The sequence below is a fragment of the Burkholderia ubonensis genome (assembly GCF_001718695.1).
GTDB lineage: Bacteria > Pseudomonadota > Gammaproteobacteria > Burkholderiales > Burkholderiaceae > Burkholderia > Burkholderia ubonensis_B.
In genome coordinates this window covers 1982456-2005661 of sequence record NZ_CP013422.1, presented here as the reverse complement: position 1 = coordinate 2005661, position 23206 = coordinate 1982456, and the positions used below count along the sequence as shown (strand labels likewise).

The window sequence follows — 23206 nt, the reverse complement described above, 5'->3', positions numbered from 1 at the left end:
TGATCCGAGAAATAGTCCGGTTCAAAAGTGGAGCATGGATTTTGTTGTAGATATAGCGTTCGATGGGCGACGCCTTCGCGCTCCGACCATCGTCGACAACTGCACACGGGAACGCCTGGCCATCGAGGTCCGACGAAGTCTGAAGTGCAGCATGTGGTCGAAGTGTTGGCGCGTATTACTGCCACGCGCGGGTACCCTGCCACCACCAAAGTTGACAATGGCAACGAGTTCATCTCAAAGGTGGTGGACTGGTGTGCGTATGAACCTGGCATTGAACTGGATTTCAGGCTGCCGGGCACGCCAACTGAAAACGTCAAGGTCGAAAGCTTCAACGGGCGCTTCCGTCAGGAAGGTCTGAATGCGCATCGGCTCTTGTCATTGGCGGGCGCGCAGCAAAATAAGTGATTGGCGCACGTACTATAACGAGGCTCATCCCCACTCGCATTGCCGTGGATGACATCCACCGAATTCGGCCGTCTGGAAAGGAAATCCGACTCGCCTGACAACTCAACCACGCTGAAAATATCCGCTTCCGGTCGTGACTAATTCTGATTCAGGGTCATTAAAAGTCAATATCGCTATACCAGCTGAAGACATGTACGTCACTCAATGCGAGCACGCCGGCTCGGCGTTGCAGCTTCGTTTTGTACATGACTTTCATCCGACGTCTCCGCGCAACGAGCAAGTCCTGCAGATATCCCTTGAAGGGCTGCGCAATGTCTCGACTTGCGTCGAGTTTTTTCGCGACCGCCAGTACACCAAGCCGATTTACCTTGAGCTTGATGAGAAGACACTTACCGCTACGGCTGACGCGGGCGCTTTGCTTTCGATGAATGCGACTGCGCTCACGGTGAGCTACGACAGACTGAACCAGGATGAGCTGCGTAAGGAGTTGGATTTGGTCTACGAATGGTATCTCGGTGCCGATCGCAGCTGCGCGAATGCATACAAACGCATCAACGCGATACGCAGCCTGACGGCGGAGTCGATACGGCGAATCGAATCGAAGTCATCTGGCCATGCTCGCGGTGGAACGGCTTCAGTGTTGTATGGGCAGCAACTTCATTTGCTCAACAGGATCTTGCAGTTGCTTGACGAATAGTACTGGGTCCCGCGAACGTGGTGGCCGACCGGTCGTGGCGGCTCCGATTCAATCGATCCAACGCTATCTATCCACCTCACCCCTCACCCCACCGCAAGCTCCACAGCCGCGAGCGTCCGCCGCCGAATCCAGCCGCTCGCGAGCCGGATCGCGAGCCAGTACGGCACGAACAGCGCGCGCGTGCGCTTGCTCGGGCAATGAACGAAGGTTTCCGTGCGCAAGAACCGCGCGCCGCTCGGCAGCCCGACGACCTCGAACCTGAGCACCAGCTTCGCGTCGTGGGGATCGGCGTGCCGCACGAACGCCGCGGCGTCGTCGATTGGCCGGACGTCGGGCGTCGGACGCCAGAAGCGGCCGACGAGGCCAAGCGACAGCGACGTATCGTCGCGATGCAGCAGCGTGAACGTATCGAAGCCGAAGCGTTCACGCGCAGCGCCGCCGCTGCGGCGGCCCACCAAACGAGCGACGGCCGCCGGCGCTTCGCGCACGGCGAGCAGCGCATCGATCACCGGATCGGCGCGCATGTCGAGCGCGGCGACGGCATCGATGATGCGAGCCGACGGCGCGTCGATCGGCTGCGATTCGTGCGTTTCGACGAAGCCGAACGACGGGATGAACGGCGGCTTGCGCGGCGCGGTCCGCGTATCTGATTCGGAGACGATACCGAACGGATTCATGACGGTTCCGGAACACAAAGCGCGATCGTAGCACCGCGTGCGCAATCGTGATTCGACGCGCCAGCACGCGCTCGCCGCATCTGCGAAGCACCACGCCCGTACGGGCAAAAAAGCCTGGAAACATCCGCTTCCGGGCCTGCAGAGCGCTCGCCGCTGAGCGTGAACGCAAACATTCCCGTCCCGCTGCGCACCGGCTTCAGATCGCCCAGCCGCCGAGATAGAACACGACGAGCACGGCCGCGATGCTCACCGTGCCGACGTTGAGCCTGCGGAACTCGCCGCTCGCGATGCGTCCGATCACGAGCGTCGAGAAGCCGAGCATGATGCCCGTCACGATGTTCGCGGTCAGCACGATGAAGACCGCGCACACGAGGCCGGACATCGCGTCGACCATGTCGTCCATGTGCAGCTTGCTGACGCTGCCGAGCATCAGCAGGCCGACGTACATCAGCGCGGGCGCGGTCGCATACGACGGCACGAGCGCCGCGATCGGCGAGAAGAACATCACGACCAGGAACAGCAGCCCGACCACCGCGGCCGCGAGGCCCGTCTTCGCGCCGGCGGCCACGCCGACGCTCGATTCGATGTAGGCTGCCGCCGGCGCGCCGCCGAGGAAGCCGGAGAAGATCGAGCTCACCGAGTCCGCGGTCAGCGCGCGGCCGCCGTTGATGATGCGGCCGTTCTCGTCGAGCAGGCCCGCCTGCCCGGCCACCGCGCGAATCGTGCCGGTCGCGTCGAACACGGCGGTCATCACGAGCGCCAGCACGCTCGGCAGCACCGCGAGCGACAGCGCGCCCTTGATGTCCATCGCGCCGATCAGCGACGCGTGGCCCGGCGCGCTCAGCGAAGGCAGCGCGAACACGCCGCGGAACTTCACGGCCGGATCGAACGCGAGGCCGAACGCCGAGATCGCGATCACGACGAGCAGGATCCCGCCCGGCACGCGGCGCCTTTCCAGCCCGAAGATCGCGGCGAGCCCGATCACCGACATGATCACCGGCAGCGCGGTGACGTGGCCGAGCGACACCGGCAGGCCGGCGCCGGGGTTCTTGACGACGAGGCCGACGTCGTTCGACGCGATCAGCAGCAGGAACAGGCCGATGCCGATCCCGGTGCCGTGCGCGACGCCCGCGGGCAGGTTGCGCAGGATCCACGAACGCACGCCGGTGACGGAAATGCCGGTGAACACGAGCCCCATCAGGAACACGGCGCCGAGCGCGACCGTTGGCGGCAAGCCCTTGCCGAGCACGAGGCCGAACGCGGTGAAGGCGGTCAGCGAGATCGCGCAGCCGATCGCGATCGGCAGCTTCGCCCACAGGCCCATCAGCAGCGAGCCGAACGCCGTCGTCACGCACACGGCGACGAACACGGCGCTCGCGTCGAAGCCGGCCTTGCCGAACATGCCGGGCACGACGAACACCGAATAGACCATCGCCAGGAAGGTGGTGACGCCCGCGACGATTTCGCGGCGCCGCGTGCTGCCGCGCGCCGAAATCCCGAAGTATCGGTCGATGGCGCCGTTCGCGCCGAACGCCGCTTGCGCGCCGACGCCGGCTGCCGGCTGCACCGGGGTATCGCTCATGAGCTTGCTCCTTTATCAGCATGCTGAAACGGTCGACGTGGACCGTCGTCAGGGTGTCTCGAATCTGGTTGGAATGATCGGCATCGTCGTGCGCACGCATGATGCGCGGCGGGTGTCGCCGGCCGCGCGCCAACCGGCGCGCGTGCGTCGCGTCGTACCACGCGCGGCGAGGCGGACTCGGCCGCGTGCTTTGCCGTAGCGAAGGTTAGGCGAACGGCCCGGCGCGTCCCATTGGAGGAACGGCATGCAGCGCATGTCGGCGCGCTTATATCCGCGTGCCGCGGGGCTTCGTCGACGAGGAACGCGTGTATACGCCTAGTGGGAATCCGTTAAGGCGACTATTCGTAGGCGGGATGGGCGGCAGTGGCACTGCAGCGGCAGCGCAGCGCGGCCGCGCTGCCTCAGTCGCGCGCGGGATGCGCGCCACGGACCAGATGCTCGAGATATGCGCAGAACATGTCGGCCATCGCGTTCGAGTACGCGTCGATCTCGGCCGCGCTGCGTTCGGTCTCGGAAAACGCCTTGCCGCCCGCCGTGAGCGTGGTCACGATCAGGTCGCCCGCGAGCGTGCGCGCGGCGTCCGGCACGTCGGGCAGCGCTTCGCGCATGAACGCGCCGAACACGCGCTCGCTTTCGGCTTTCAGTTCGCGCGCCTCGGGCGCATCGCGATAGAGCGGCGCGGCGTCGTCGAGTGCGGTGCGCATCGGCGCCTCGTCGCACTCCGAGCGCACGAACGCATGGACGGCAGTGCGCAGGCGCTCGAGCGGCGTCTTCGCGCCGTCCTGCAGCATCGCGCACAGCATGCCGGAGGTTTGCCGCCATTCGTCGTGCTGCAGGCGGAACAGCACGGCGGCCTTGTTCGGGAAGTACTGATACAGCGAGCCGACGCTCACGCCGGCCCGCTCGGCGACGCGCGCCATCGTGAAGCGCTGCGCGCCTTCGGCCGCCAGAACCTGAACAGCGGCCTGCAGCACGGCGTCGACGAGTTGGGTCGAGCGGGCCTGCCGAGGCAGTCTGCGTGAGGCGATCCGGGTGGTGCGGCGGTCGGTCATGGCGGCTCCGGGAATGCGAATAGTAAAACGTGAATAGTTCGTCATATTCTAGTCGGGCGCCCTGACGCGCTCAACCTGACCCGGAGATTTGCATGACCACCCTGATTCAAGATCCGCTCGCATCGCTGCTCGCGCGCCTGTTCGACGAAGCCGACGCGTCGTCGCCCGCGTCGGACCCGGCGTTCGCCGGCGTGTCGCGCGACGAGCTGGCGCGGCTGATGCGCAGCAAGACCGATTACGCCGATTTCTATGCAGGTCTGAAGGACTATCCGCTCGCGGTGTCGCGCGAGACGGGCGCGCTGCTGTACATGCTCGCGCGCGGTTGCGGCGCGCGCTCGATCGTCGAGTTCGGCACGTCGTTCGGCATCTCGACGCTGCATCTGGCGGCCGCGCTGCGCGACAACGGCGGCGGCCGCGTGATCACGAGCGAATTCGAGGCGTCGAAGGTGGCGCGCGCGAGCGCGAACCTCGCGGCGGCCGGGCTCGCGGATCTGGTCGAGATCCGCGCAGGCGATGCGCTGCAGACGCTCGCGACCGACCTGCCGGCCACCGTCGACCTGCTGCTGCTCGACGGCGCGAAGGCGCTGTATCCGGAGATACTCGCGCGCGTCGAGCCGCGGCTGCGGCGCGGCGCATTCATCGTCGCCGACAACGCCGAGCACAGCCCCGACTACCTCGACTACGTGCGCGCGCCGGCGAACGGCTACCTGTCGGTGCCGTTCGGCGCCGACGTCGAGCTGTCGATGCGGCTCGTCTGACATCGGCGCGCCATCGCGCGGGCGCTCACTTTCACGTTCACGCGCAAGCCTGCGCGAGCGCCGGGTAGTCGGTGAGGCCCTTGGCGCCGCCGCCGAACAGCGTGTTGCGGTCGTGCGGCGCGAGCTCGGCGCCGATGCGCAGGCGTTCGGGCAGGTCGGGGTTCGCGACGAACGGGCGGCCGAACGCGATCAGGTCGGCCCAGCCGGCGGCGATCGCTTCGCGCGCGCGCTCCGCGGTGTACTTGCCCGCATAGATCAGCACGCCGGGGTACGCGGCGCGCAGCTTCTGCTTGAATTCGACCGGCATCAGCGGCGCATCGTCCCAGTCCGCTTCCGCGATGTGCAGGTAGCCGACGCCGAGACCGGCGAGCAGTTTCGCGGCGGCGAGATACGTCGTTTCGGGATCGTCGTCGACGCAGCCGTTCAGCGTGGTCAGCGGCGCGAGGCGGATGCCGACGCGCGATGCGTCGCCGGCGCCTTCGATCAGCGCCTGCGTGACTTCGCCGAGGAAGCGCAGCCGGTTCTCGAGCGAGCCGCCGTATTCATCCGTGCGCGTGTTGGCGTTCGAGTCGATGAACTGGTTGACGAGATAGCCGTTCGCGCCGTGCAGCTCGACGCCGTCGAAGCCCGCGTCGATCGCGTTGCGGGCGGCGGCGCGATACTGGCCGACGACGTCGCGGATTTCCTCGACCGTCAACGCGCGCGGCTCGGAGGCCTGCACGAAGCCGGGCGTGCTGCCGTCCTCGCCCGCGATGAACACGTTCACGCCTGTCGCCTGCAGCGGCGACGACGACACCGGCTGCTTGCCGCCGAGCAGGCTCGTATGGCTCAGCCGGCCGACGTGCCAGAGCTGCGCGAAGATGCGGCCGTCGGCGGCGTGCACGGCGTCGGTCACCTTGCGCCAGCCGGCGACGTGCTCGGGCGCATGAATGCCGGGCGTCCACGCATAGCCCTTGCCGAGCGGCGCGATGTAGGTGCCTTCACTGACGATGAGGCCGGCGCTCGCGCGCTGCGCGTAGTACGCGGCCATCAGGTCGTTGGCGACGTCGCCGGGCTGGCTCGCGCGCGAGCGGGTCATCGGCGGCATCACGATGCGGTTCGGCAGCATCAGCGCGCCGAGTTGCAGCGGTTGAAACAAGGGGTCCTGGGTCATGATGGGGTGTCCTGTCAGGCCCGCGGCCTGCGGGCCGCGGACGGGTATGAGAAAGTGCCGGGGCGATCAGTCCCACTCCGGCGCGAGGCCGGCGGGGTCGACTTCGCGGCCGTTGCGCTCGAGCGCGGCGATCTGCGCCATGTCTTCGTCGGTCAGCCGCAGCGTCTGCGCGAGCAGGTTGCTCGCGAGGTGCTCGCGCTTCGTCGACGACGGGATCACCGAGTAGCCGAGCTGCAGCGCCCACGCGAGCGCGACCTGGGCCGGCGTGGCCTGGTGTTTCTGCGCGATCGCGCCGATCACCGCGTTGCCGAGCACCTTGCCGTACGCGAGCGTCATGTACGACGTGACGTGGATGTCCTCGCGCTGCAGGAACGCGACCAGCTTGCGGTTCTGCAGGTACGGGCTCAGCTCGATCTGGTTGGTCGCGATCTCGCCCTTGCCGACGGCGGCGATCGCCTGCTTCGTCAGTTCGATGTTGAAGTTCGAGATGCCGATCCGGCGCGTCAGGCCCTTCGCCTTCGCGTCGGCGAGCGCGGTCATGAATGCCTCGATCGACACGCCGTTGCCGGGCGCCGGCCAGTGAATCAGCGTCAGGTCGACGTAGTCGGTGCGCAGCTTGTCGAGGCTTTCCTGAAGGCTCGGCACGAGCTTGTCCTTCGCGTAGTTGTCGACCCAGATCTTCGTGGTCAGGAACAGCTCGTCGCGGCGCACGCCGGATGCGGCGATCGCTTCGCCCACTTGCGCTTCGTTGCCGTAGATCTGCGCCGTGTCGATCGCGCGGTAGCCGAGCTCGAGGCCGTTGCGGACCGAATCGATGACGACCTGGTCTTGCAGGCGAAACGTGCCGAGGCCGAAAGCGGGGATCTTGCTCATGATGGGCTTCCTTGAGTGTATGTGGGCCGGGTTGGCCCGAGAGGCATTCTGGCGCTTGCCACTGATGAAATAAACGCCTCTAGACGGCAAACATATTTGATTTGAAATCAAATGTGGCTCATGCGACGGTCGCGCGGTCGGCTTCCTGTCACGTGGCGGACGTCGGGCCGGTGCATTCATGTTGGTGATCTCCGGCGGGTAGCGAAAGGGCTCAGTGGGCGAATTCCGCGGCTTCGGCGGGTTCGGCCGTGCGCTCGGGCAGGCCGGCGCGCTGGTCGAGACGGCCGCTCAGCGCGGTGAGCGCGAACGCGCCGAGCGTGACGACCGCGGCGATCCACGGCGTATGGCCGAGGCCGACGTGCGCGACGATCAGGCCGCCGAGCGACGAGCCGCCCGCGACGCCCAGGTTGAAGGCGGCGATGTTGAAGCCCGACGCGACGTCGGCGGCGTCCGGCGCGAAATGCCGCGCCTGCTTGACGACGTAGACCTGCAGGCCCGGCACGTTGCCGAACGCGACCGCGCCCCACGCGAGCATCGTCAGCACCGCGAGCCATGCGTAGTGGACGGTGAACGTCAGCGCGAGCAGCACGACGGCGAGCAGCAGGAAGATCCGCTTGAGCGCCTTGACGGGCCCGACGCGATCCGCGAGCTTGCCGCCCCACACGTTGCCGAACGCGACCGACACGCCGTAGCCGACGAGCACGAGGCTCACCTGCGACGGCGTGAAGCCGGCAATCTGCTCGAGCAGCGGGGCCATGTACGTGAACGCGATCAGCGAGCCGCCGTAGCCGACCGCCGTCATCGCGAACACGAGCAACAGGCGCGGCTGCGCCAGCACGCGGAACTGCCGGGCGAGCGGCGCGGGTTCCGTTTGCGGCAGCCGGCGCGGCACGAACGCGACCGCGCCGAGGAACGCGACGAGTCCGAACAGCGCGACGATCAGGAACGTCGCGCGCCAGCCGAAGTGCTGGCCGATGAAGGTGCCGAGCGGAATGCCGGCGACGAACGCGACGGTCATCCCGCTGAACATCGTCGCGATCGCGCTCGCGGCCTTGTCCTTCGGCACGAGCGTCGTCGCGATGATCGAGCCGACCGAGAAGAACACGCCGTGCGCGAGGCCGGTGAGGATGCGCGCGACGATCAGCGATTCGTAGCCGGGCGCTTGCCACGCGATGAGGTTGCCGACGGTGAACAGCGCCATCAGCCCGGCGAGCAGCGTCTTGCGCGGCACGCGGCCGGTCAGCGCGGTGAGCAGCGGCGCGCCGATCGCGACGCTGAGCGCATAGAGACTGACGAGCAGGCCCGCGGAGGGCAGGGTGACGGCGAGATCGGCGGCGATCGTCGGGATCAGCCCGACGATCACGAATTCGGTCGTGCCGATGGCGAATGCGCTGATCGTCAGCGCGAGCAGGGCGAGTGGCATGACGGGATCCTGGTTCCGGTGAGGACGGATCGCAGTGTGCCGGCTTTACTTTTGCGGAAAAACTCGTCTATAAACCAAATTGTTTTGATTTGAGATCAACAATGAAAGTCACGCTCGACGAACTCCAGGCATTCGCGACCGTGGTCGACACCGGATCGATCACGTCGGCCGCGCAGCAGCTCGACCTCACCGTGTCGGCGACGAGCCGCACGCTCGCGCGGCTCGAGGAAAAGCTGAAGACCACGCTGCTGCGTCGGACCACGCGGCGGCTCGAACTGACCGAGGAGGGGCAGGCGTTCCTGCAGAATGCGCGCGCGATCATCGAATCGGTCGAGAGCGCCGAAGAGCAGATGACGGCGCGGCGCGAGAAGCCGTCGGGGCGCTTGCGGGTCGATGCCGCGTCGCCGTTCATGCTGCACGTGATCGTGCCGCTCGTGCGCGGCTATCGCGAGCGGTTTCCGCAGGTCGAGCTGGAGCTGAACAGCAACGAAGGGATCATCGACCTGCTCGAAAAGCGCACCGACGTCGCGATCCGGATCGGCCGGCTCAAGGATTCGACGCTGCACAGCCGGCACATCGGCAACAGCCGGTTGCGCCTGCTTGCGAGCCCGGCCTATCTCGAGGCGCACGGACACCCGCGCAAGGTCGAGGATCTCGCGAAGCATGCGCTGCTGGGCTTCAATCAGCCGGAGTCGCTGAACGTGTGGCCGATCCTCGGCACGGACGGCGAGCCGTACCGGATCGCGCCGGCGATCTGGTCGTCGAGCGGCGAGACGCTCAGGCAACTCGCGCTCGACGGCGCGGGCATCGTCTGCCTGTCGGACTTCATGACCGTCCACGATCGCGAAGCGGGGCGGCTCGTGCAGCTCCTCGCGCGCCAGACGCAGGACGTGCGGCAGCCGATCAATGCGGTCTATTACCGGAACACGGCGATTTCGTCGCGGATCGCATCGTTCGTCGATTACCTGATCGATGCGCTGCGCGGCGGCAGCGGCACCGGCAGCGAAGCGCCCGCGCGGCGCAAGGCCGCCTGGATGGGGCCGCTGTGACGGCGCGCCGCGCGCGTGCGCGGCGGGCCTGCCGGCGGGCCGCTTACGCCTCTTCGGACCACGACATGTTGTTCCGCGCGAGCAGCGCGGACGATGCGGCCGGCCCGAACGTGCCCGACGTATACAGCCGCGGCCGGTCGCCGATCTGCTGCCAGCCGTCGAGGATCGGCTCGACCCACTTCCACGCGGCCTCGAGTTCGTCGCGGCGCATGAAGTGCGTGAGGCGCCCGCGGATCACGTCGATCAGCAGCCGCTCGTACGCTTCCGCGCGCCGCTCCGGAATGGCCTGCTGCAGGTCGAGGTTGAGGCTCACCGGCACCATGTTCATGCCGCTGCCCGGCTCCTTCGCGAGCATCTGCAGCTGGATCGATTCTTCCGGCTGAAGCTGGATCACGAGCCGGTTGCTGTAGTGGCGCGGGCCGCTCGGGATGATCGAGAACGGCATGTCCGCGAACTCGATCACGATTTCCGACTGGCGCTTCTGCAGCCGCTTGCCGGTGCGCAGGAAGAACGGCACGTTCGCCCAGCGCCAGTTGTTGATGTGCGCGCGCAGCGCGACGAAGGTTTCCGCGCGGCTGTCCGGCGGCACGTTGTCTTCCTCGAGGTAGCCCTTGACCGGCTGGCCGTCGATCGCGCCCGCCGTGTACTGGCCGCGCACCGTGTCGCGCGCGATGTCCGACGGCGACATCGGCCGCAGCGAGCGCAGCACCTTCAGCTTCTCGTCGCGAACCGCATCCGGATCGAGCGACACGGGCGGCTCCATCGCGACGATGCACAGCAGCTGCAGCAGATGGTTCTGCACCATGTCGCGCAGCGCGCCGGTATGGTCGTAGAAGCCCGCGCGGCTGCCGACGCCGACCGTTTCCGCGACGGTGATCTGCACGCTGCGGATGCAGGGCGCCTGCCACAGCGGCCCGAAGATCGGATTGCCGAAGCGCAGCACCATCAGGTTCTGCACGGTTTCCTTGCCGAGATAGTGGTCGATCCGGTAGATCTGCGATTCCTCGAAGTGCTTGCCGACCGCGTCGTTGATGGCCTTCGCGGATGCAAGATCGTGGCCGAGCGGCTTCTCCAGCACGACCCGCGAGCGGGCGTCGACGAGGTCGGCCGACGAGAGGTTGTCGCAGATCGTCGTGAACAGCTCCGGCGACGTCGACAGGTAGAACACGCGAATCGCGTCGCGGCGGGTTGCTTCCGTGAGGCGCGCGTAGTCGGCCGCGTCGTGCACGTCGATCAGCACGTAGCGGAACAGGTCGAGGAAGCGATGCCACGCCTGCGGGTCGAACGCCTTCTCGTCGATGAACGGCCGCGACTGCTCCTCCATGAACTTCAGGTAGCCGTCGATGCCCCAGTCGCGGCGGCCGACCGCGATGATCCGCGTTTCGGGGGGGAGGTTGCGGTGCAGATGCGCCATGTACAGCGCGGGCAGCAGCTTGCGGGCGGCGAGGTCGCCGCCGCCGCCGAAGATGATCATGTCGACGGGCTGATCGGCTGCAGTCTGGGTAGGCTGATTCGTCATGGGTGGTTCGCTGTCTGAAACGGTGGGCGTTGAACGAACGTCGAAGGCGCCGGTGCGGCGGTGCAACGAAAACCCTAATAGTGCACGGTTTTGCCGAATCGCGTGTGCGCTCGTCATCGATCCGCGACGCCGCTTGCGCGATCCCGGCGGGCTCGATTATGATTGAGCAATCACTCATTTAAGGCGGCAAATCTTGGCACGACCCCGCAGTCTCGACAAGCACGAAGCGATTCTCGCCGCGGCGGCCGGCGCGCTCGCCGAACATGGCGCGGCCGCGACCACCGCGCGCATTGCGCGGCTCGCGGGCGTGGCCGAGGGGACGGTGTTCACGTATTTCGACACCAAGGATGCGCTGCTGAACGCGCTGTACCTGCATCTGAAGGCCGACCTGCGGCGCGCGATGATGACGGGCTTCCCGGAGGACGGCCCCGCCGAGCCGGCGATGCGCCACGCGTGGAACGGCTACGTGTCGTGGGGCGTCGCGAATCCGGACGGGCGGCGCGCGCTGCGGCAGCTCGAGGTCAGCGGACGCATCGACGGCGCGCATCGCGACGCGGGCGCCGAAGGATTCGGTCCGATCCGGGCGGTGCTGCGCGAGCGGATCGCCGCATCGGGCACATTGCGGCCCGACGAGGCACTCGCGTTCTGCGGCGCGTTGTTCACGTCGATCGCGGAAACGACGATGGAATCGGTCGCGCGCGATCCGGCGCGGGCCGATGCCTACCGCGAAGCCGGCTTTCGGGCGCTGTGGGCGGTGTTGCACACGCTATGAACGTGCGGTGCGTCGGTCGAGTCATCGATGCATCGTCTTTATTAATGAGTGAGTAATCATTCATTTTGTGTGATGTCATTCTCGAGGAGTGGAACATGTCGAAAGTCTGGTTTGTCACAGGGGCCGCACGCGGCCTGGGGCGGTCGATTTCGGAGGCGGTGCTCGCGGCGGGCGACCGGCTCGTGGCCGGTGCGCGTGATCCCGCGCGGCTCGCGGATCTGGCCGGGCGTTACGGCGACCGGCTGCTGCCGGTCGCGCTCGACGTCACCGATGCAGCGGCGGCGACGCGCGCCGTCGCTGCCGCGCGGGACGCATTCGGGCGCATCGATGTGCTCGTGAATAACGCGGGCTACGGCCATACGGCGCCGTTCGAGCAGATGAGCGCCGACGATTTCCGCGCGCAGATCGAGACGAACCTGTTCGGCGTGGTGAACGTGACGCGCGCGGTGCTGCCGACGATGCGCGCGCAGCGCGCGGGCCATATCTTCCAGGTGTCGTCGGTGGGCGGGCGGACGTCGACGCCCGGCCTGTCCGCGTATCAGGCGGCGAAATGGGCGGTCGGCGGATTCAGCGACGTGCTGGCGAAGGAGGTCGCGCCGTTCGGCGTGCGCGTGTGCACGCTCGAGCCGGGCGGGATGCGCACCGGCTGGGCCGCCGAGGCGAAGCGCGGCGTCGACGGCATGCTGCCGGACTACCAGCCGTCGGTCGGACGCATGCTCGACATGCTCGGCGCGTATGGCGGCCACGAGATCGGCGATCCGGCGCGGATCGCCGCGCTGATCGTCGAGCTGTCGCGTCGCGATGATGTGCCGATGCGGCTGTTGCTGGGCGGCGATGCGGTGTTCGTCTGCGAGCAGGCCGAAGCGCAGCGCGCACAGGAGGCGGCGCGGTGGCGCGATACGACGTTGTCGACGATGTTCCCCGACGCGAAGCTGCCAGAGGGGCTGCACACGTTGAAGCAGGTCGGGTAGGCGGGCAAGCGCGGGTTTCGGCCGCGCGTTCTGCGGCTGCGCCGCTGCCGGCCGGCGCATGCGGCGAACGGCGCGGCAGCACGAGGCAGGCTGCGCCCGCGACGGCCCGCGCCGTCAACGCCCGAGCGCGTAGAACTGCGCGTTCGGGCGCATGTTGGTCACGTTCGCGAGGCGGTTCGACATGCCGAAGAACGCGGCGATCGCCGCGATGTCCCACGCGTCGTCGTCGCTGAAGCCGTGCGACTTCAGCGTGTCGAAGTCCGCTTCGCCCACTTCATGCGCGGCCTGCGAGACCTTCATCGCGAAGTCGAGCATCGCCTTCTGCCGCGCGGTGATGTCGGCCTTGCGGTAGTTCGTCGCGATCTGGTCGGCGATCAGCGGATCCTTCGCGCGGATGCGCAGGATCGCGCCGTGCGCGATCACGCAATACTGGCACTGGTTCGCGCTGCTGGTCGCGACGACGATCATCTCCCGGTCGGCCTTGGTGAGATTGCCGGGCTTGTCCATCAGTGCGTTGTGGTACGCGAAGAACGCGCGAAATTCGTCCGGGCGATGCGCGAGCGTGACGAACACGTTCGGGATGAAGCCCGACTTCTCCTGAACGGCGGCGATGCGTGCGCGAATGTCGTCGGGCAGATCGTCGAGCGCGGGCACGGGGAAGCGGCTGATGGGCGCGTGGTCGGCAGCGGTCATGGGGTCTCCTTGATAGTGGCGCGGTCGGGCGCGCTGCGCGTGCCGCCGGCCGGAACGTGAACGATAAACCGTTGGGCCGCGGCGTCAACGGCGTGCACGTGTCGGCCGTCGGGAGCCGTGTTTACCCTGATTAAAAAACCTTATCGCGGTGAAAAATTCCGCATCTTATTGAACCGATATCGGCTCGTTATAGTGGCTCGCTTTCCCGCATGCCGCTCGCCGCGTGCGGGCTGACACGCAGACGCTCAGCAGGAGCCCGCTTGATGACCACCGATGTCCGCTTTACCGAAATCGACGATCTGCTGCCTGCCGCCGACGGCCTGCGCGAGATCCGCCATCACATCCACCGCCATCCCGAACTCGCGTACGAGGAAGTCGAAACCGCCGGGCTCGTCGCCGACAGGCTCGCGCAATGGGGCTGGCAGGTCACGCGCGGCGTCGGCAGGACCGGCGTGGTCGGCACGCTGCGGGTTGGCGACGGCGCGCGCAGCATCGGCATCCGCGCGGACATGGACGCGCTGCCGATCGTCGAGGCGACGGGCCTGCCGTACGCCAGCGCGACGCACGGCAAGATGCACGCGTGCGGGCACGACGGCCACACGACGATGCTGCTTGGCGCCGCGCAGCATCTCGCGAAGACCCGCAACTTCTCCGGCACCGTGCACCTGTATTTCCAGCCGGCCGAAGAGCACGGCGTCGACAGCGGCGCGAAGAAGATGATCGACGACGGCCTGTTCGAGCGCTTCCCGTGCGACGCGGTGTTCGGCATGCACAACCATCCGGGCGCGGCGCCCGGCGTGTTCCTGACGCGGCGCGGCCCGTTCATGTCGGCGGGCGACAAGGCGATCATCTCGATCGACGGCGTCGGCGGGCACGCGGCGCGGCCGCACCTGGCGGTCGATCCGGTCGTCGTCGCGGCGAGCATCGTGATGGCGCTGCAGACGATCGTCGCGCGCAACGTCGATCCCGCGCAGCCCGCCGTGGTCACGGTCGGCTCGATGCACGCGGGCACCGCGAACAACGTGATTCCGCACGGCGCGCGGCTCGAGCTGAGCGTGCGCTCGTTCAGCCCGGACGTGCGCGCGCTGCTCAAGCGCCGCATCGCCGAGCTCGCCGAGTCGCAGGCCGCGAGCTACGGCGCGACCGCGCACGTCGAGTACATCGAAGGCTATCCGGTCGTCGTCAATTCGGATGCCGAAACCGATTTCGCCGCGCGGGTCGCGCGCGAGCTGGTCGGCGACGCGAACGTCGTCGAGCAGGCCGACCTGCTGATGGGCAGCGAGGATTTCGCGTTCATGCTGCAGCGGCGCCCCGGTTCGTTCGTGCGCCTCGGCAACGGCGCGGGCGAGGACGGCTGCATGGTGCACAACCCGAAATACGACTTCAACGATCGCAACCTGCCGATCGGCGCGGCGTTCTGGACGCGCCTCGTGGAGCGTTTTCTGGGCCGCTGACACCGGCGGCGCGCGGCCGGCGGTTCCGGCCGATTCGATCGGAGACCTGAACGATGCAGAAAGATCCTCTCGCATTGCCCGCCGCCGCGTCTGCCGCCGTCGCGGCCGACGCCCCGCCCGATTCTCCTGCGGTCACCCGGCGCGGCGCGATCGCGGCGGCCGTGATCGGCAACTGGCTGGAATTCTTCGATTTCACCGTGTACGGTTTCTTCGCGGTGCTGATCGGCAAGCTGTATTTCCCGTCGGGCGATCCGACGACGTCGCTGCTGCTGTCGGTCGCGACGTTCGCGGCGGGCTTCTTCACGCGGCCGCTCGGCAGCATCGTGCTCGGCGTCTACGCGGACCGCAACGGCCGCAAGGCCGCGCTGAACCTGACGATCACGCTGATGGCGCTCGGCACGGGCCTGATCGCGATCGCGCCGACCTATGCGCAGATCGGCGTGGCCGCGCCGCTGCTCGTCGTCTGCGCGCGGCTGATGCAGGGCTTCTCACAAGGCGGCGAGTTCGGCGCGGCGACGTCGACGCTGCTCGAACAAGGCGGCGTGTCGCGGCGCGGCTTGCGCGCGAGCTGGCAGCTCGCGACGCAGGGCGGCGCGGCGCTGATGGGCTCGGGCTTCGCGGCGCTGCTGTCGAACACGCTGACGAAGGGCGCGCTCGAAAGCTGGGGCTGGCGGATTCCGTTCTTCGTGGGCGTGCTGATCGCGCCGGTCGGCATGATCCTGCGCCGGCGCCTCGCCGACGATGCACCGGGCGACAGTCACCACGGCATCGACGGCGGCGTGCTGCGCGAGCTGTTCACGCAGCATGCGCGCACGGTGCTGCTGCTGGCGCTGACGGTGATGGGCGGCACGGTGTCGACCTACATCCTGACCTTCTACATGCCGACCTATGCGATCCATACGCTCGGCCTGCCGATGAAGCTGTCGATGTTCGTCGGCGTCGCGTCGGGATGCGTGATGCTGCTGACGTGCCCGCTGTTCGGCTGGCTGTCGGACCGGATCGGCAGCCGGCGCCTGCCGATCTTCGTCGGGCGCGGCGTGCTCGTCGTGCTGCTGTTCCCGGCATTCTGGCTGATGAACCGTCATCCGTCGCTGTCGGTCGTCATGCCGCTGACCGCGCTGATGCTGCTGTTCTATTCGATGGGTTCCGCATCGGAATTCGCGCTGATGTGCGAATCCTTTCCGCGCCGCGTGCGCGCGACCGGGATCTCGATCGCGTATGCGCTCGCGGTGACGATCTTCGGCGGCACGTCGCAGCTCGTCGCGACGTGGCTCGTGCAGACGACCGGCAGCAAGCTCGCGCCGGCGGGTTACGTCGCGGTGTGCGTGCTGGTGTCGCTGGCGGCGGTGGCGATGCTGCGGGAGACGGCGGGGGAGCGGGGCGACTGACGGCGCAACGGCGCGTCCGATTTGCCGGTTGCCGGCGCGTCACCCCCGCCGCGCAACCAGCTCCGACACCGTCTGCGCCGCCTGCTGCAGCGGCCCGAGAAACTCCTTCACCATCTGCTTCGCGGTATGCCGCTGCGCATTGCCGCTCACGTTCATCGCCGCGATGATCTGCCCGCGCCGGTTGCGGATCGGCGCCGAGATCGACAGCAGCCCCACTTCCAGCTCCTGGTCGACGATCGCCCAGCCCTGCTGGCGCACGAGCGCGATCGCGGCCTTCAGTTCGCCGAGGTCCGTGACCGTGCGCGGCGTGTGCGCGCGGATGCCGCTCTGCGCGAGCGTGGCGTCGAGCGTCGCGTCGTCGAGCGCGGACAGCAGCACGCGGCCCATCGACGTGCAGTACGCGGGCAGCCGGCTGCCGATCGACAGGTTGATCGTCATGATCTTGTGCGTCGGCACGCGCAGCACGTAGACGATCTCGGTGCGGTCGAGCACGGCCGCCGAGCAGCTCTCGTGGATCTGCGCGGACAACTGCTCCATCACCGGCTCCGCGAGATTCCAGAACGGCATCGACGTCAGGTACGCGAAGCCGAGCTCGAGAATCTTCGGCGTGAGCCGGAACAGCCGTCCGTCCGCCTCGACGTAGCCGAGCGTCTGCAGCGTGAGCAGGATCCGGCGCGCGCCGGCGCGCGTCAGGCCGGTGGCCGACGCGACCTCGGTGAGGGTCTGTTCGGGACGGTCCGCGTCGAACGCGCGGATCACCGCGAGCCCGCGCGCGAACGACTGGACGTAGGAGTCGCCGGGTTTGGCCTGGATGTCTTCGGTAGTCATGACCTGTCGGAATATCGTGCAGCCGAGAAGATAGCGCATGGGGCCTGACACGCCAACCGCGCGGCCGCCGCCGGCGCTTGACAGGCCGTCCCCGCACTCCCTATGATGCATCGAACGTTCGATACACGATCTTATGTTCGTATATAGAACATTTAAGCGCATCCCGGCGGGCAATGCAATGGGGGCGCCCATATCATTTCTCTCCCGGAGACACTGATGACCGAAGCTTTCCTGTGTGATGCGATCCGCACGCCGATCGGGCGTTACGGCGGCGCGCTGTCCGGCGTGCGCGCCGACGATCTGGGCGCGGTGCCGCTCAAGGCGCTCGTCGAACGTAACCGCGACGTCGACTGGTCCGCGATCGACGACGTGATCTACGGCTGCGCGAACCAGGCGGGCGAGGACAACCGCAACGTCGCGCGCATGTCGCTGCTGCTCGCGGGCCTGCCACAGGTCGTGCCGGGCTCGACGATCAACCGCCTGTGCGGCTCCGGGATGGATGCGGTCGGCTCCGCCGCGCGCGCGATCAAGTCCGGCGAGGCCGGGTTGATGATCGCGGGCGGCGTCGAGAGCATGACCCGCGCGCCGTTCGTGATGGGCAAATCGGCGAGCGCGTTCGCGCGCCAGGCCGACATCTTCGACACGACGATCGGCTGGCGCTTCGTGAATCCGCTGATGAAACAATTGCACGGCGTCGATTCGATGCCGGAAACGGCCGAAAACGTCGCGACCGACTACCACGTCAGCCGCGCCGACCAGGATCTGTTCGCGCTGCGCAGCCAGCAGAAGGCCGCGCGCGCGCAGCAGGACGGTACGCTGGCGGAGGAGATCGTCGCGGTGACGATCCCGCAGAAAAAGGGCGACCCGCTCGTCGTGTCGCGCGACGAGCATCCGCGCGAGACGTCGCTGGAGACGCTGGCGAAGCTCAAGGGCGTCGTGCGCCCGGACGGCACTGTGACGGCCGGCAATGCGTCGGGCGTCAACGACGGCGCAGCGGCGCTGCTGCTCGCGAACGAGGAGAACGCGAAGCGCTTCGGCCTGACGCCGCGCGCCCGCGTGCTCGGCATCGCGACGGCGGGCGTCGCGCCGCGCGTGATGGGCATCGGCCCGGCGCCGGCCACGCAGAAGCTGCTCGCGCGGCTCGGTATGACGATCGACCAGTTCGACGTGATCGAGCTGAACGAGGCGTTCGCGTCGCAAGGGCTCGCGGTGCTGCGCATGCTGGGCGTCGCGGACGACGATCCGCGCGTGAACCCGAACGGCGGCGCGATCGCGCTCGGCCATCCGCTCGGCGCATCCGGCGCGCGTCTCGTGACCACCGCGATGTACCAGCTGCATCGCACGAAGGGCCGCTATGCGCTGTGCACGATGTGCATCGGCGTCGGCCAGGGCATCGCGATCGCGATCGAACGCGTCTAAGCGCGCAATGCGGCGCGGCGCGGCCCGCCGCGCGCGTAGCCTTTCCTCGACGATGTGGCCGGCACGACGCGCGCGTGCCGGCCACATCGTCATTCGGCCGGCGAATGCTGCGCGATACGCGCGGCGAGCGCGTCGATCTCGGTGTCCGCGAATACCTCGATGCCATGCTCGCGCAGCAAGGCCGCCGTCACGCCGGCGCCCGGATGCCGACGCCCCGCAAAATTCCCGTCATGAATGAAGCGGCTGCCGCACGACGGACTGCCGTCCGCGAGCAGCGCGAAGCGGCAATCGTGCGCGCGGGCCAGCGCGAGCGCGGCTTGTGCGCCGCAGACGAACTGCGCGGTCAGATCGGTCCCATGCACGTCGACGATCCGTGCGGCGCCGGCGAGCACGCGCTGGCCCGATGCGCCGCTGGCGATCTCGGCGGGCGGCCGCGGCACGCCCAGCCCGCCGGCGAGCTCCGGGCAGACGAGCACCAGCCGCCCGTCGCGCTGCCAGCGCGCGAGCGCGTCATGCGCGCTGCGCCTGGCTGCGCCGTCGTAGCGGACGGGATGCCCGAGCAGGCACATGCTGACGAGGATCTTCGGCGTGGCCGCTTGTTGCTCCGTGTGCTGCACGGTCGTTCTCCAGGTTCGCGTCGAGCGCTGCGCGCACGTCCGCATCGTTTTGCGGTTTGCAACGGTCGATGGGATCGCTGCATTGACGGCGCTGCGTGCACACCGTTTAGGCATCGCCTCGGCGCCGGTTATTTCCAGATTGTTTGATTGAAATCATATTTAGCGTCGAATTCGATATTTTGTGTCGATCAGGCCTAAGGTTTTGCCGCTAGTTGCCGTCAGCAGGGGACGATACCGTCGTAAAGCGATCAACCGTTTTCCGGCTACTGAGCGCGATTCCGCGCCCGCGCGGGCCCCCAACCCGGACCCGCTCTTCGGAGCCCTCCATGCGCAACAACCAGCCCGTTACCCAACACGAATTCGAATTCCCCGACGATGCGACGCTGATGTCGACCACTGACGCCGACAGCATCATCACCTATGCGAACACAACGTTTGCGTATGTGAGCGGTTTCTCCACCGACGAACTCGTCGGCCAGCCGCACAACCTCGTGCGGCACCCGGACATGCCGAAGGAGGCGTTCGCCGACATGTGGGCGACGCTCAAGGGCGGCGAACCATGGACCGCGCTCGTCAAGAACCGCCGCAAGGACGGCGACCATTACTGGGTGCGCGCGAACGCGGTGCCGGTGATGCGCAACGGCCGCACGGAGGGCTACCTGTCGGTGCGCACGAAGGCGCCGCGCGACCAGATCGCGGGCGCCGAGGCGCTGTATCGCGACTTTCGCGAAGGCCGCGCCGGCAAGCGGCGTTTCCACAAGGGGCTGGTCGTGCGCACCGGGCTGATGCGCATCGTCTCGCTGCCGCAAACGATGTCGGTGCGCGCGCGCGTTCACTCGGCGTTGGCCGTGCTGGCGCCGGTCGTGATCGGCACGGGCTGGGCGTGCGGTCTCGACGGCGGCGGGCTCGCGGCGTTCGCCGCGGTGACGGCCGGCGCCGCCGCGGCGGCCGGCATGTGGCTCGATGCGCAGATCGCCCGCCCGCTGAAGCAGTTGCGCGACCAGGCGCTGAACGTCGCGACCGGCGATCGCCGCGGCGGCGCCGGCATGGACCGCGTCGACGAGATCGGCATGACGCTGCGCACGATCAACCAGCTCGGGCTGATGTTCCGCTGGCTGGTCGACGACGTCAGCGAGCAGGTGCTCAACGTGCAGCGCGCGAGCAACGAGATCGCGCAGGGCAACAACGACCTGAGCGCGCGCACCGAGCAGGCCGCGTCGAGCGTGCAGCAGACGGCCGCGTCGATGGCGGAGATGACGGCGACCGTCGACAGCAACGCGCAGACCGCGCAGCAGGCGAACCAGTTGTCGGTCTCTGCGAGCGAGGCGGCGGAACGCGGCGGGCACGCGATGTCCGAGATCGTCAATACGATGAACGACATCACGGACAGCTCGCGCCGGATTTCGGACATCATCGGCGTGATCGACGGGATCGCATTCCAGACCAACATCCTGGCGCTGAACGCAGCGGTCGAGGCGGCGCGCGCGGGCGATCAGGGGCGCGGTTTCGCGGTGGTCGCGGGCGAGGTGCGCTCGCTCGCGCAGCGCAGCGCGAATGCGGCGAAGGAGATCAAGACGCTGATCGGCGCGAGCGTCGAGCGCGTCGAGTCGGGCTCGCGCATCGTAGACGGCGCGGGCAAGACGATGGAAGACATCGTCGCGCAGGTCAAACGCGTGTCGGATCTGATCGCGGAGATCAGCTCGTCGACGGCCGAGCAAAGCACGGGCGTCGCGCAGGTCGATCAGGCGGTCGTGCATCTGGACAACATCACGCAGCAGAACGCGGCGCTGGTCGAGCAGAGCGCGGCGGCGTCGGAGAGCCTGAAGCAGCAGGCGATGCGGCTGGTCGACGCGGTGAACGTGTTCCGCTGATCGCGCAGGCGCGCTTGCCGGTGCATGTGCATCGTATGGCCGTCGGCCCGCTCAGGCCGCGGTCATGCGATTCGATCCAGTGCAAAAAATGAGAGAAATTCGCATTCTGGATATCGAATCGATTCGTCGATTCGCGTGACCGGCGATTATCGAATAATCGGATGATTGGGCTCCGAACGATTTGCCTGACGAATTTTTCGATTTACGTATGAATCAAGGATTCGGCAAAGGCGCGTGAAGCGGAATTAATGCGAATTTACCCTTGGGCGGCATAAGGTTTTCGCCAGATTTGCCGAAAGCGCAGGAGTCTGATTGACCGAATGCGGCGCGAGCGCGCTGCATCCGGCCTCGATCCTATTCACGAGCGGACGCAAGATCCGCCACCAGGAACCTCATACCATGCGCAATAACCAGCCTGTCACGCAACGCGAATTCGAGTTTCCCGATGACGCGACGCTGATGTCGACCACCGACGCCAACAGCTACATCCAGTACGCGAACGCGGCGTTCATTCAGGTCAGCGGATTTTCTCCGGAAGAAATCGAAGGTCAGCCGCACAACGTCGTGCGCCATCCGGACATGCCGAAGGAGGCATTCGCCGACATGTGGGCGACGCTGAAGAACGGCGAGCCGTGGACGGCGCTCGTGAAGAACCGCCGCAAGAACGGCGATCACTACTGGGTGCGTTCGAATACGGTGCCGGTGATGCGCAACGGCCAGCCGACCGGCTACATGTCGGTGCGCACGAAGGCGTCGCGCGACGAGATCGCGGCTGCCGATGCGCTGTACCGCGCGTTCCGCGAAGGCAACGCCGGCAGTCGCCGCTTCCATAAGGGCCTGGTCGTGCGCACCGGCCTGCTCGGCTTCACGTCGCTGTTCCGGACGATGTCGGTGCGCGCGCGGCTGCATGCGACGCTCGGCGTGCTGGCGCCCGTCGTGGTCGGCGCCGGCTGGGCGTGCGGCCTCGGCGGCGGCGCGCTGGCCGGGTTTGCGGCGGTGACGGCCGGCGCGTCGCTGATCGCCGGGCTGTGGCTCGATGCGCAGATCGCCCGCCCGCTGAAGCAGTTGCGCGACCAGGCGCTGAACGTCGCGACCGGCGATCGCCGCGGCGGCGCCGGCATGGACCGCGTCGACGAGATCGGCATGACGCTGCGCACGATCAACCAGCTCGGGCTGATGTTCCGCTGGCTGGTCGACGACGTCAGCGAGCAGGTGCTCAACGTGCAGCGCGCGAGCAACGAGATCGCGCAGGGCAACAACGACCTGAGCGCGCGCACCGAACAGGCGTCGACCAGCGTCCAGCAGACGGCCGCGTCGATGGCCGAGATGACGGCCACCGTGTCGAGCAACGCGGAGACGGCGCTGCAGGCCAACCAGCTGTCGGTGTCGGCGAGCGAGGCGGCCATGCGCGGCGGGCAGGCGGTCAACGAAGTGGTCGCGACGATGAACGACATCACCGCGAGTTCGCACAAGATCGCCGACATCATCGGCGTGATCGACGGGATCGCATTCCAGACCAACATCCTGGCGCTGAACGCAGCGGTCGAGGCGGCGCGCGCGGGCGATCAGGGGCGCGGTTTCGCGGTGGTCGCGGGCGAGGTGCGCTCGCTCGCGCAGCGCAGCGCGAATGCGGCGAAGGAGATCAAGACGCTGATCGGCGCGAGCGTCGAGCGGGTGGAGTCGGGCTCGCGCATCGTAGACGGCGCGGGCAAGACGATGGAGGACATCGTCGCGCAGGTGAAGCGGGTGTCGGACCTGATCGCGGAGATCAGCGCATCGACCGCCGAGCAGAGCTCGGGCGTCACGCAGGTCGATCAGGCGGTCGTGCATCTCGACAGCATCACGCAGCAGAACGCGGCGCTCGTCGAGCAGAGCACGGCGGCGTCGGAGAGCCTGAAGCAGCAGGCGACGCGGCTGGTGGATGCGGTGAACGTGTTTCGTTGAGCGCGCAGGCGCGCACGAGGAGGTGACGCGGGCACGGCGGAGAGGGGACGCCGGCCCGCGT

20 protein-coding genes and 1 pseudogene are annotated in these 23206 nt (G+C 67.6%); 11 read left to right on the top strand and 10 right to left on the bottom strand.

Features of this window, described 5'->3' with window-relative positions; all coding sequences use genetic code 11:
* Positions 1–28: 28 nt before the first annotated feature.
* Positions 29–546 (top strand): annotated as a pseudogene (locus WJ35_RS32460) (integrase core domain-containing protein); the annotation flags it as partial.
* 49 nt (positions 547–595) lie between these two features.
* Positions 596–1102 carry a hypothetical protein gene (locus WJ35_RS28430; protein WP_011880960.1) on the top strand — a complete coding sequence of 169 codons (507 nt, stop codon included), beginning with the start codon at positions 596–598 and terminating at the stop codon, positions 1100–1102.
* Between the two features lie 83 nt (positions 1103–1185).
* On the opposite strand, the gene WJ35_RS28425 is transcribed toward WJ35_RS28430, so the two are convergent.
* From WJ35_RS28425 to WJ35_RS28415, 3 genes are all read right to left on the bottom strand, one after another.
* Positions 1186–1779 carry a hypothetical protein gene (locus WJ35_RS28425; RefSeq protein WP_011880959.1) on the bottom strand — a complete coding sequence of 198 codons (594 nt, stop codon included), beginning with the start codon at positions 1777–1779 and terminating at the stop codon, positions 1186–1188.
* 196 nt (positions 1780–1975) lie between these two features.
* The gene (locus tag WJ35_RS28420; RefSeq protein ID WP_060231553.1) at positions 1976–3361 is read right to left on the bottom strand and encodes an NCS2 family permease; all 1386 of its coding nucleotides are present in this window, start codon (positions 3359–3361) and stop codon (positions 1976–1978) included.
* Positions 3362–3762: 401 nt separating this feature from the next.
* On the bottom strand, positions 3763–4413 hold the full coding sequence (locus WJ35_RS28415; RefSeq protein ID WP_014724114.1) for a TetR family transcriptional regulator: 651 nt from the start codon (positions 4411–4413) through the stop codon (positions 3763–3765).
* A gap of 92 nt (positions 4414–4505) precedes the next feature.
* Here WJ35_RS28415 and WJ35_RS28410 point away from each other — a divergent pair, with 92 nt between their 5' ends.
* Positions 4506–5171: an O-methyltransferase gene (locus WJ35_RS28410; RefSeq protein WP_014724113.1), complete on the top strand. Its 666-nt coding sequence runs from the start codon at positions 4506–4508 to the stop codon at positions 5169–5171.
* Between the two features lie 37 nt (positions 5172–5208).
* Here the strand turns inward: WJ35_RS28410 and WJ35_RS28405 are convergent, their stop codons facing one another.
* The 3 genes from WJ35_RS28405 to WJ35_RS28395 form a co-directional block, all read right to left on the bottom strand.
* The gene (locus tag WJ35_RS28405) at positions 5209–6324 is read right to left on the bottom strand and encodes an alkene reductase (RefSeq protein ID WP_069240523.1); all 1116 of its coding nucleotides are present in this window, start codon (positions 6322–6324) and stop codon (positions 5209–5211) included.
* Between the two features lie 66 nt (positions 6325–6390).
* Positions 6391–7197, bottom strand: a complete 807-nt coding sequence (gene dkgB, locus WJ35_RS28400; RefSeq protein ID WP_060238605.1) for a 2,5-didehydrogluconate reductase DkgB — start codon at positions 7195–7197, stop codon at positions 6391–6393.
* Positions 7198–7408: 211 nt separating this feature from the next.
* The gene (locus tag WJ35_RS28395; RefSeq protein ID WP_060238603.1) at positions 7409–8620 is read right to left on the bottom strand and encodes an MFS transporter; all 1212 of its coding nucleotides are present in this window, start codon (positions 8618–8620) and stop codon (positions 7409–7411) included.
* A 101-nt stretch (positions 8621–8721) separates the two neighbouring features.
* Between WJ35_RS28395 and WJ35_RS28390 the strand changes: the two genes are divergently transcribed.
* Entirely contained in the window at positions 8722–9669 is a 948-nt protein-coding gene (locus WJ35_RS28390) for a LysR family transcriptional regulator (protein WP_069240522.1), read from the top strand.
* Between the two features lie 43 nt (positions 9670–9712).
* On the opposite strand, the gene zwf is transcribed toward WJ35_RS28390, so the two are convergent.
* A complete protein-coding gene (gene zwf / locus WJ35_RS28385; protein ID WP_060234360.1) occupies positions 9713–11188 on the bottom strand; it encodes a glucose-6-phosphate dehydrogenase in 1476 nt (491 codons plus the stop codon).
* A gap of 193 nt (positions 11189–11381) precedes the next feature.
* On the opposite strand from zwf, the gene WJ35_RS28380 reads away from it, so the two are divergent.
* Positions 11382–11960: a TetR/AcrR family transcriptional regulator gene (locus tag WJ35_RS28380; protein WP_010094553.1), complete on the top strand. Its 579-nt coding sequence runs from the start codon at positions 11382–11384 to the stop codon at positions 11958–11960.
* Positions 11961–12055: 95 nt separating this feature from the next.
* Positions 12056–12931 (top strand): SDR family NAD(P)-dependent oxidoreductase, encoded by an 876-nt coding sequence (locus WJ35_RS28375; protein ID WP_069240521.1) that lies wholly within the window; start codon positions 12056–12058, stop codon positions 12929–12931.
* A gap of 114 nt (positions 12932–13045) precedes the next feature.
* Here WJ35_RS28375 and WJ35_RS28370 read toward each other — a convergent pair whose 3' ends face one another.
* Entirely contained in the window at positions 13046–13624 is a 579-nt protein-coding gene (locus WJ35_RS28370) for a peroxidase-related enzyme (RefSeq protein WP_060122071.1), read from the bottom strand.
* Positions 13625–13887: 263 nt separating this feature from the next.
* Between WJ35_RS28370 and WJ35_RS28365 the strand changes: the two genes are divergently transcribed.
* Both WJ35_RS28365 and WJ35_RS28360 read left to right on the top strand, forming a co-directional pair.
* Complete coding sequence (locus WJ35_RS28365; RefSeq protein ID WP_069240520.1) at positions 13888–15078, top strand: M20 aminoacylase family protein; 1191 nt, start codon at positions 13888–13890, stop codon at positions 15076–15078.
* Positions 15079–15131: 53 nt separating this feature from the next.
* Complete coding sequence (locus tag WJ35_RS28360) at positions 15132–16466, top strand: MFS transporter (protein ID WP_060237229.1); 1335 nt, start codon at positions 15132–15134, stop codon at positions 16464–16466.
* 39 nt (positions 16467–16505) lie between these two features.
* Here the strand turns inward: WJ35_RS28360 and WJ35_RS28355 are convergent, their stop codons facing one another.
* Positions 16506–17294: an IclR family transcriptional regulator gene (locus WJ35_RS28355; RefSeq protein WP_059554616.1), complete on the bottom strand. Its 789-nt coding sequence runs from the start codon at positions 17292–17294 to the stop codon at positions 16506–16508.
* 216 nt (positions 17295–17510) lie between these two features.
* Between WJ35_RS28355 and pcaF the strand changes: the two genes are divergently transcribed.
* Entirely contained in the window at positions 17511–18713 is a 1203-nt protein-coding gene (gene pcaF, locus WJ35_RS28350) for a 3-oxoadipyl-CoA thiolase (protein ID WP_060237236.1), read from the top strand.
* A gap of 89 nt (positions 18714–18802) precedes the next feature.
* Here pcaF and WJ35_RS28345 read toward each other — a convergent pair whose 3' ends face one another.
* The gene (locus WJ35_RS28345) at positions 18803–19282 is read right to left on the bottom strand and encodes a DUF523 domain-containing protein (RefSeq protein WP_046424053.1); all 480 of its coding nucleotides are present in this window, start codon (positions 19280–19282) and stop codon (positions 18803–18805) included.
* Positions 19283–19656: 374 nt separating this feature from the next.
* Between WJ35_RS28345 and WJ35_RS28340 the strand changes: the two genes are divergently transcribed.
* Positions 19657–21201 carry a PAS domain-containing methyl-accepting chemotaxis protein gene (locus WJ35_RS28340; RefSeq protein ID WP_069240519.1) on the top strand — a complete coding sequence of 515 codons (1545 nt, stop codon included), beginning with the start codon at positions 19657–19659 and terminating at the stop codon, positions 21199–21201.
* A gap of 399 nt (positions 21202–21600) precedes the next feature.
* Positions 21601–23145: a PAS domain-containing methyl-accepting chemotaxis protein gene (locus tag WJ35_RS28335; protein WP_069240668.1), complete on the top strand. Its 1545-nt coding sequence runs from the start codon at positions 21601–21603 to the stop codon at positions 23143–23145.
* The last annotated feature ends 61 nt before the right edge of the window (positions 23146–23206 follow it).

Excerpts from the sequence above, each read along its gene's own strand:
- WJ35_RS28415 (WP_014724114.1), bottom strand. The coding sequence starts at position 4,413 with ATGACCGACCGCCGCACCACCCGGATCGCCTCACGCAGACTGCCTCGG.
- pcaF (WP_060237236.1), top strand. The coding sequence starts at position 17,511 with ATGACCGAAGCTTTCCTGTGTGATGCGATCCGCACGCCGATCGGGCGT.
- WJ35_RS28390 (WP_069240522.1), top strand. The coding sequence starts at position 8,722 with ATGAAAGTCACGCTCGACGAACTCCAGGCATTCGCGACCGTGGTCGAC.
- WJ35_RS28405 (WP_069240523.1), bottom strand. The coding sequence starts at position 6,324 with ATGACCCAGGACCCCTTGTTTCAACCGCTGCAACTCGGCGCGCTGATG.
- WJ35_RS28430 (WP_011880960.1), top strand. The coding sequence starts at position 596 with ATGTACGTCACTCAATGCGAGCACGCCGGCTCGGCGTTGCAGCTTCGT.
- WJ35_RS28410 (WP_014724113.1), top strand. The coding sequence starts at position 4,506 with ATGACCACCCTGATTCAAGATCCGCTCGCATCGCTGCTCGCGCGCCTG.
- WJ35_RS28355 (WP_059554616.1), bottom strand. The coding sequence starts at position 17,294 with ATGACTACCGAAGACATCCAGGCCAAACCCGGCGACTCCTACGTCCAG.
- WJ35_RS28370 (WP_060122071.1), bottom strand. The coding sequence starts at position 13,624 with ATGACCGCTGCCGACCACGCGCCCATCAGCCGCTTCCCCGTGCCCGCG.
- WJ35_RS28335 (WP_069240668.1), top strand. The coding sequence starts at position 21,601 with ATGCGCAATAACCAGCCTGTCACGCAACGCGAATTCGAGTTTCCCGAT.
- WJ35_RS28340 (WP_069240519.1), top strand. The coding sequence starts at position 19,657 with ATGCGCAACAACCAGCCCGTTACCCAACACGAATTCGAATTCCCCGAC.
- WJ35_RS28420 (WP_060231553.1), bottom strand. The coding sequence starts at position 3,361 with ATGAGCGATACCCCGGTGCAGCCGGCAGCCGGCGTCGGCGCGCAAGCG.
- WJ35_RS28375 (WP_069240521.1), top strand. The coding sequence starts at position 12,056 with ATGTCGAAAGTCTGGTTTGTCACAGGGGCCGCACGCGGCCTGGGGCGG.
- WJ35_RS28425 (WP_011880959.1), bottom strand. The coding sequence starts at position 1,779 with ATGAATCCGTTCGGTATCGTCTCCGAATCAGATACGCGGACCGCGCCG.
- WJ35_RS28345 (WP_046424053.1), bottom strand. The coding sequence starts at position 19,282 with ATGTGCCTGCTCGGGCATCCCGTCCGCTACGACGGCGCAGCCAGGCGC.
- WJ35_RS28395 (WP_060238603.1), bottom strand. The coding sequence starts at position 8,620 with ATGCCACTCGCCCTGCTCGCGCTGACGATCAGCGCATTCGCCATCGGC.
- dkgB (WP_060238605.1), bottom strand. The coding sequence starts at position 7,197 with ATGAGCAAGATCCCCGCTTTCGGCCTCGGCACGTTTCGCCTGCAAGAC.
- zwf (WP_060234360.1), bottom strand. The coding sequence starts at position 11,188 with ATGACGAATCAGCCTACCCAGACTGCAGCCGATCAGCCCGTCGACATG.
- WJ35_RS28360 (WP_060237229.1), top strand. The coding sequence starts at position 15,132 with ATGCAGAAAGATCCTCTCGCATTGCCCGCCGCCGCGTCTGCCGCCGTC.
- WJ35_RS28365 (WP_069240520.1), top strand. The coding sequence starts at position 13,888 with ATGACCACCGATGTCCGCTTTACCGAAATCGACGATCTGCTGCCTGCC.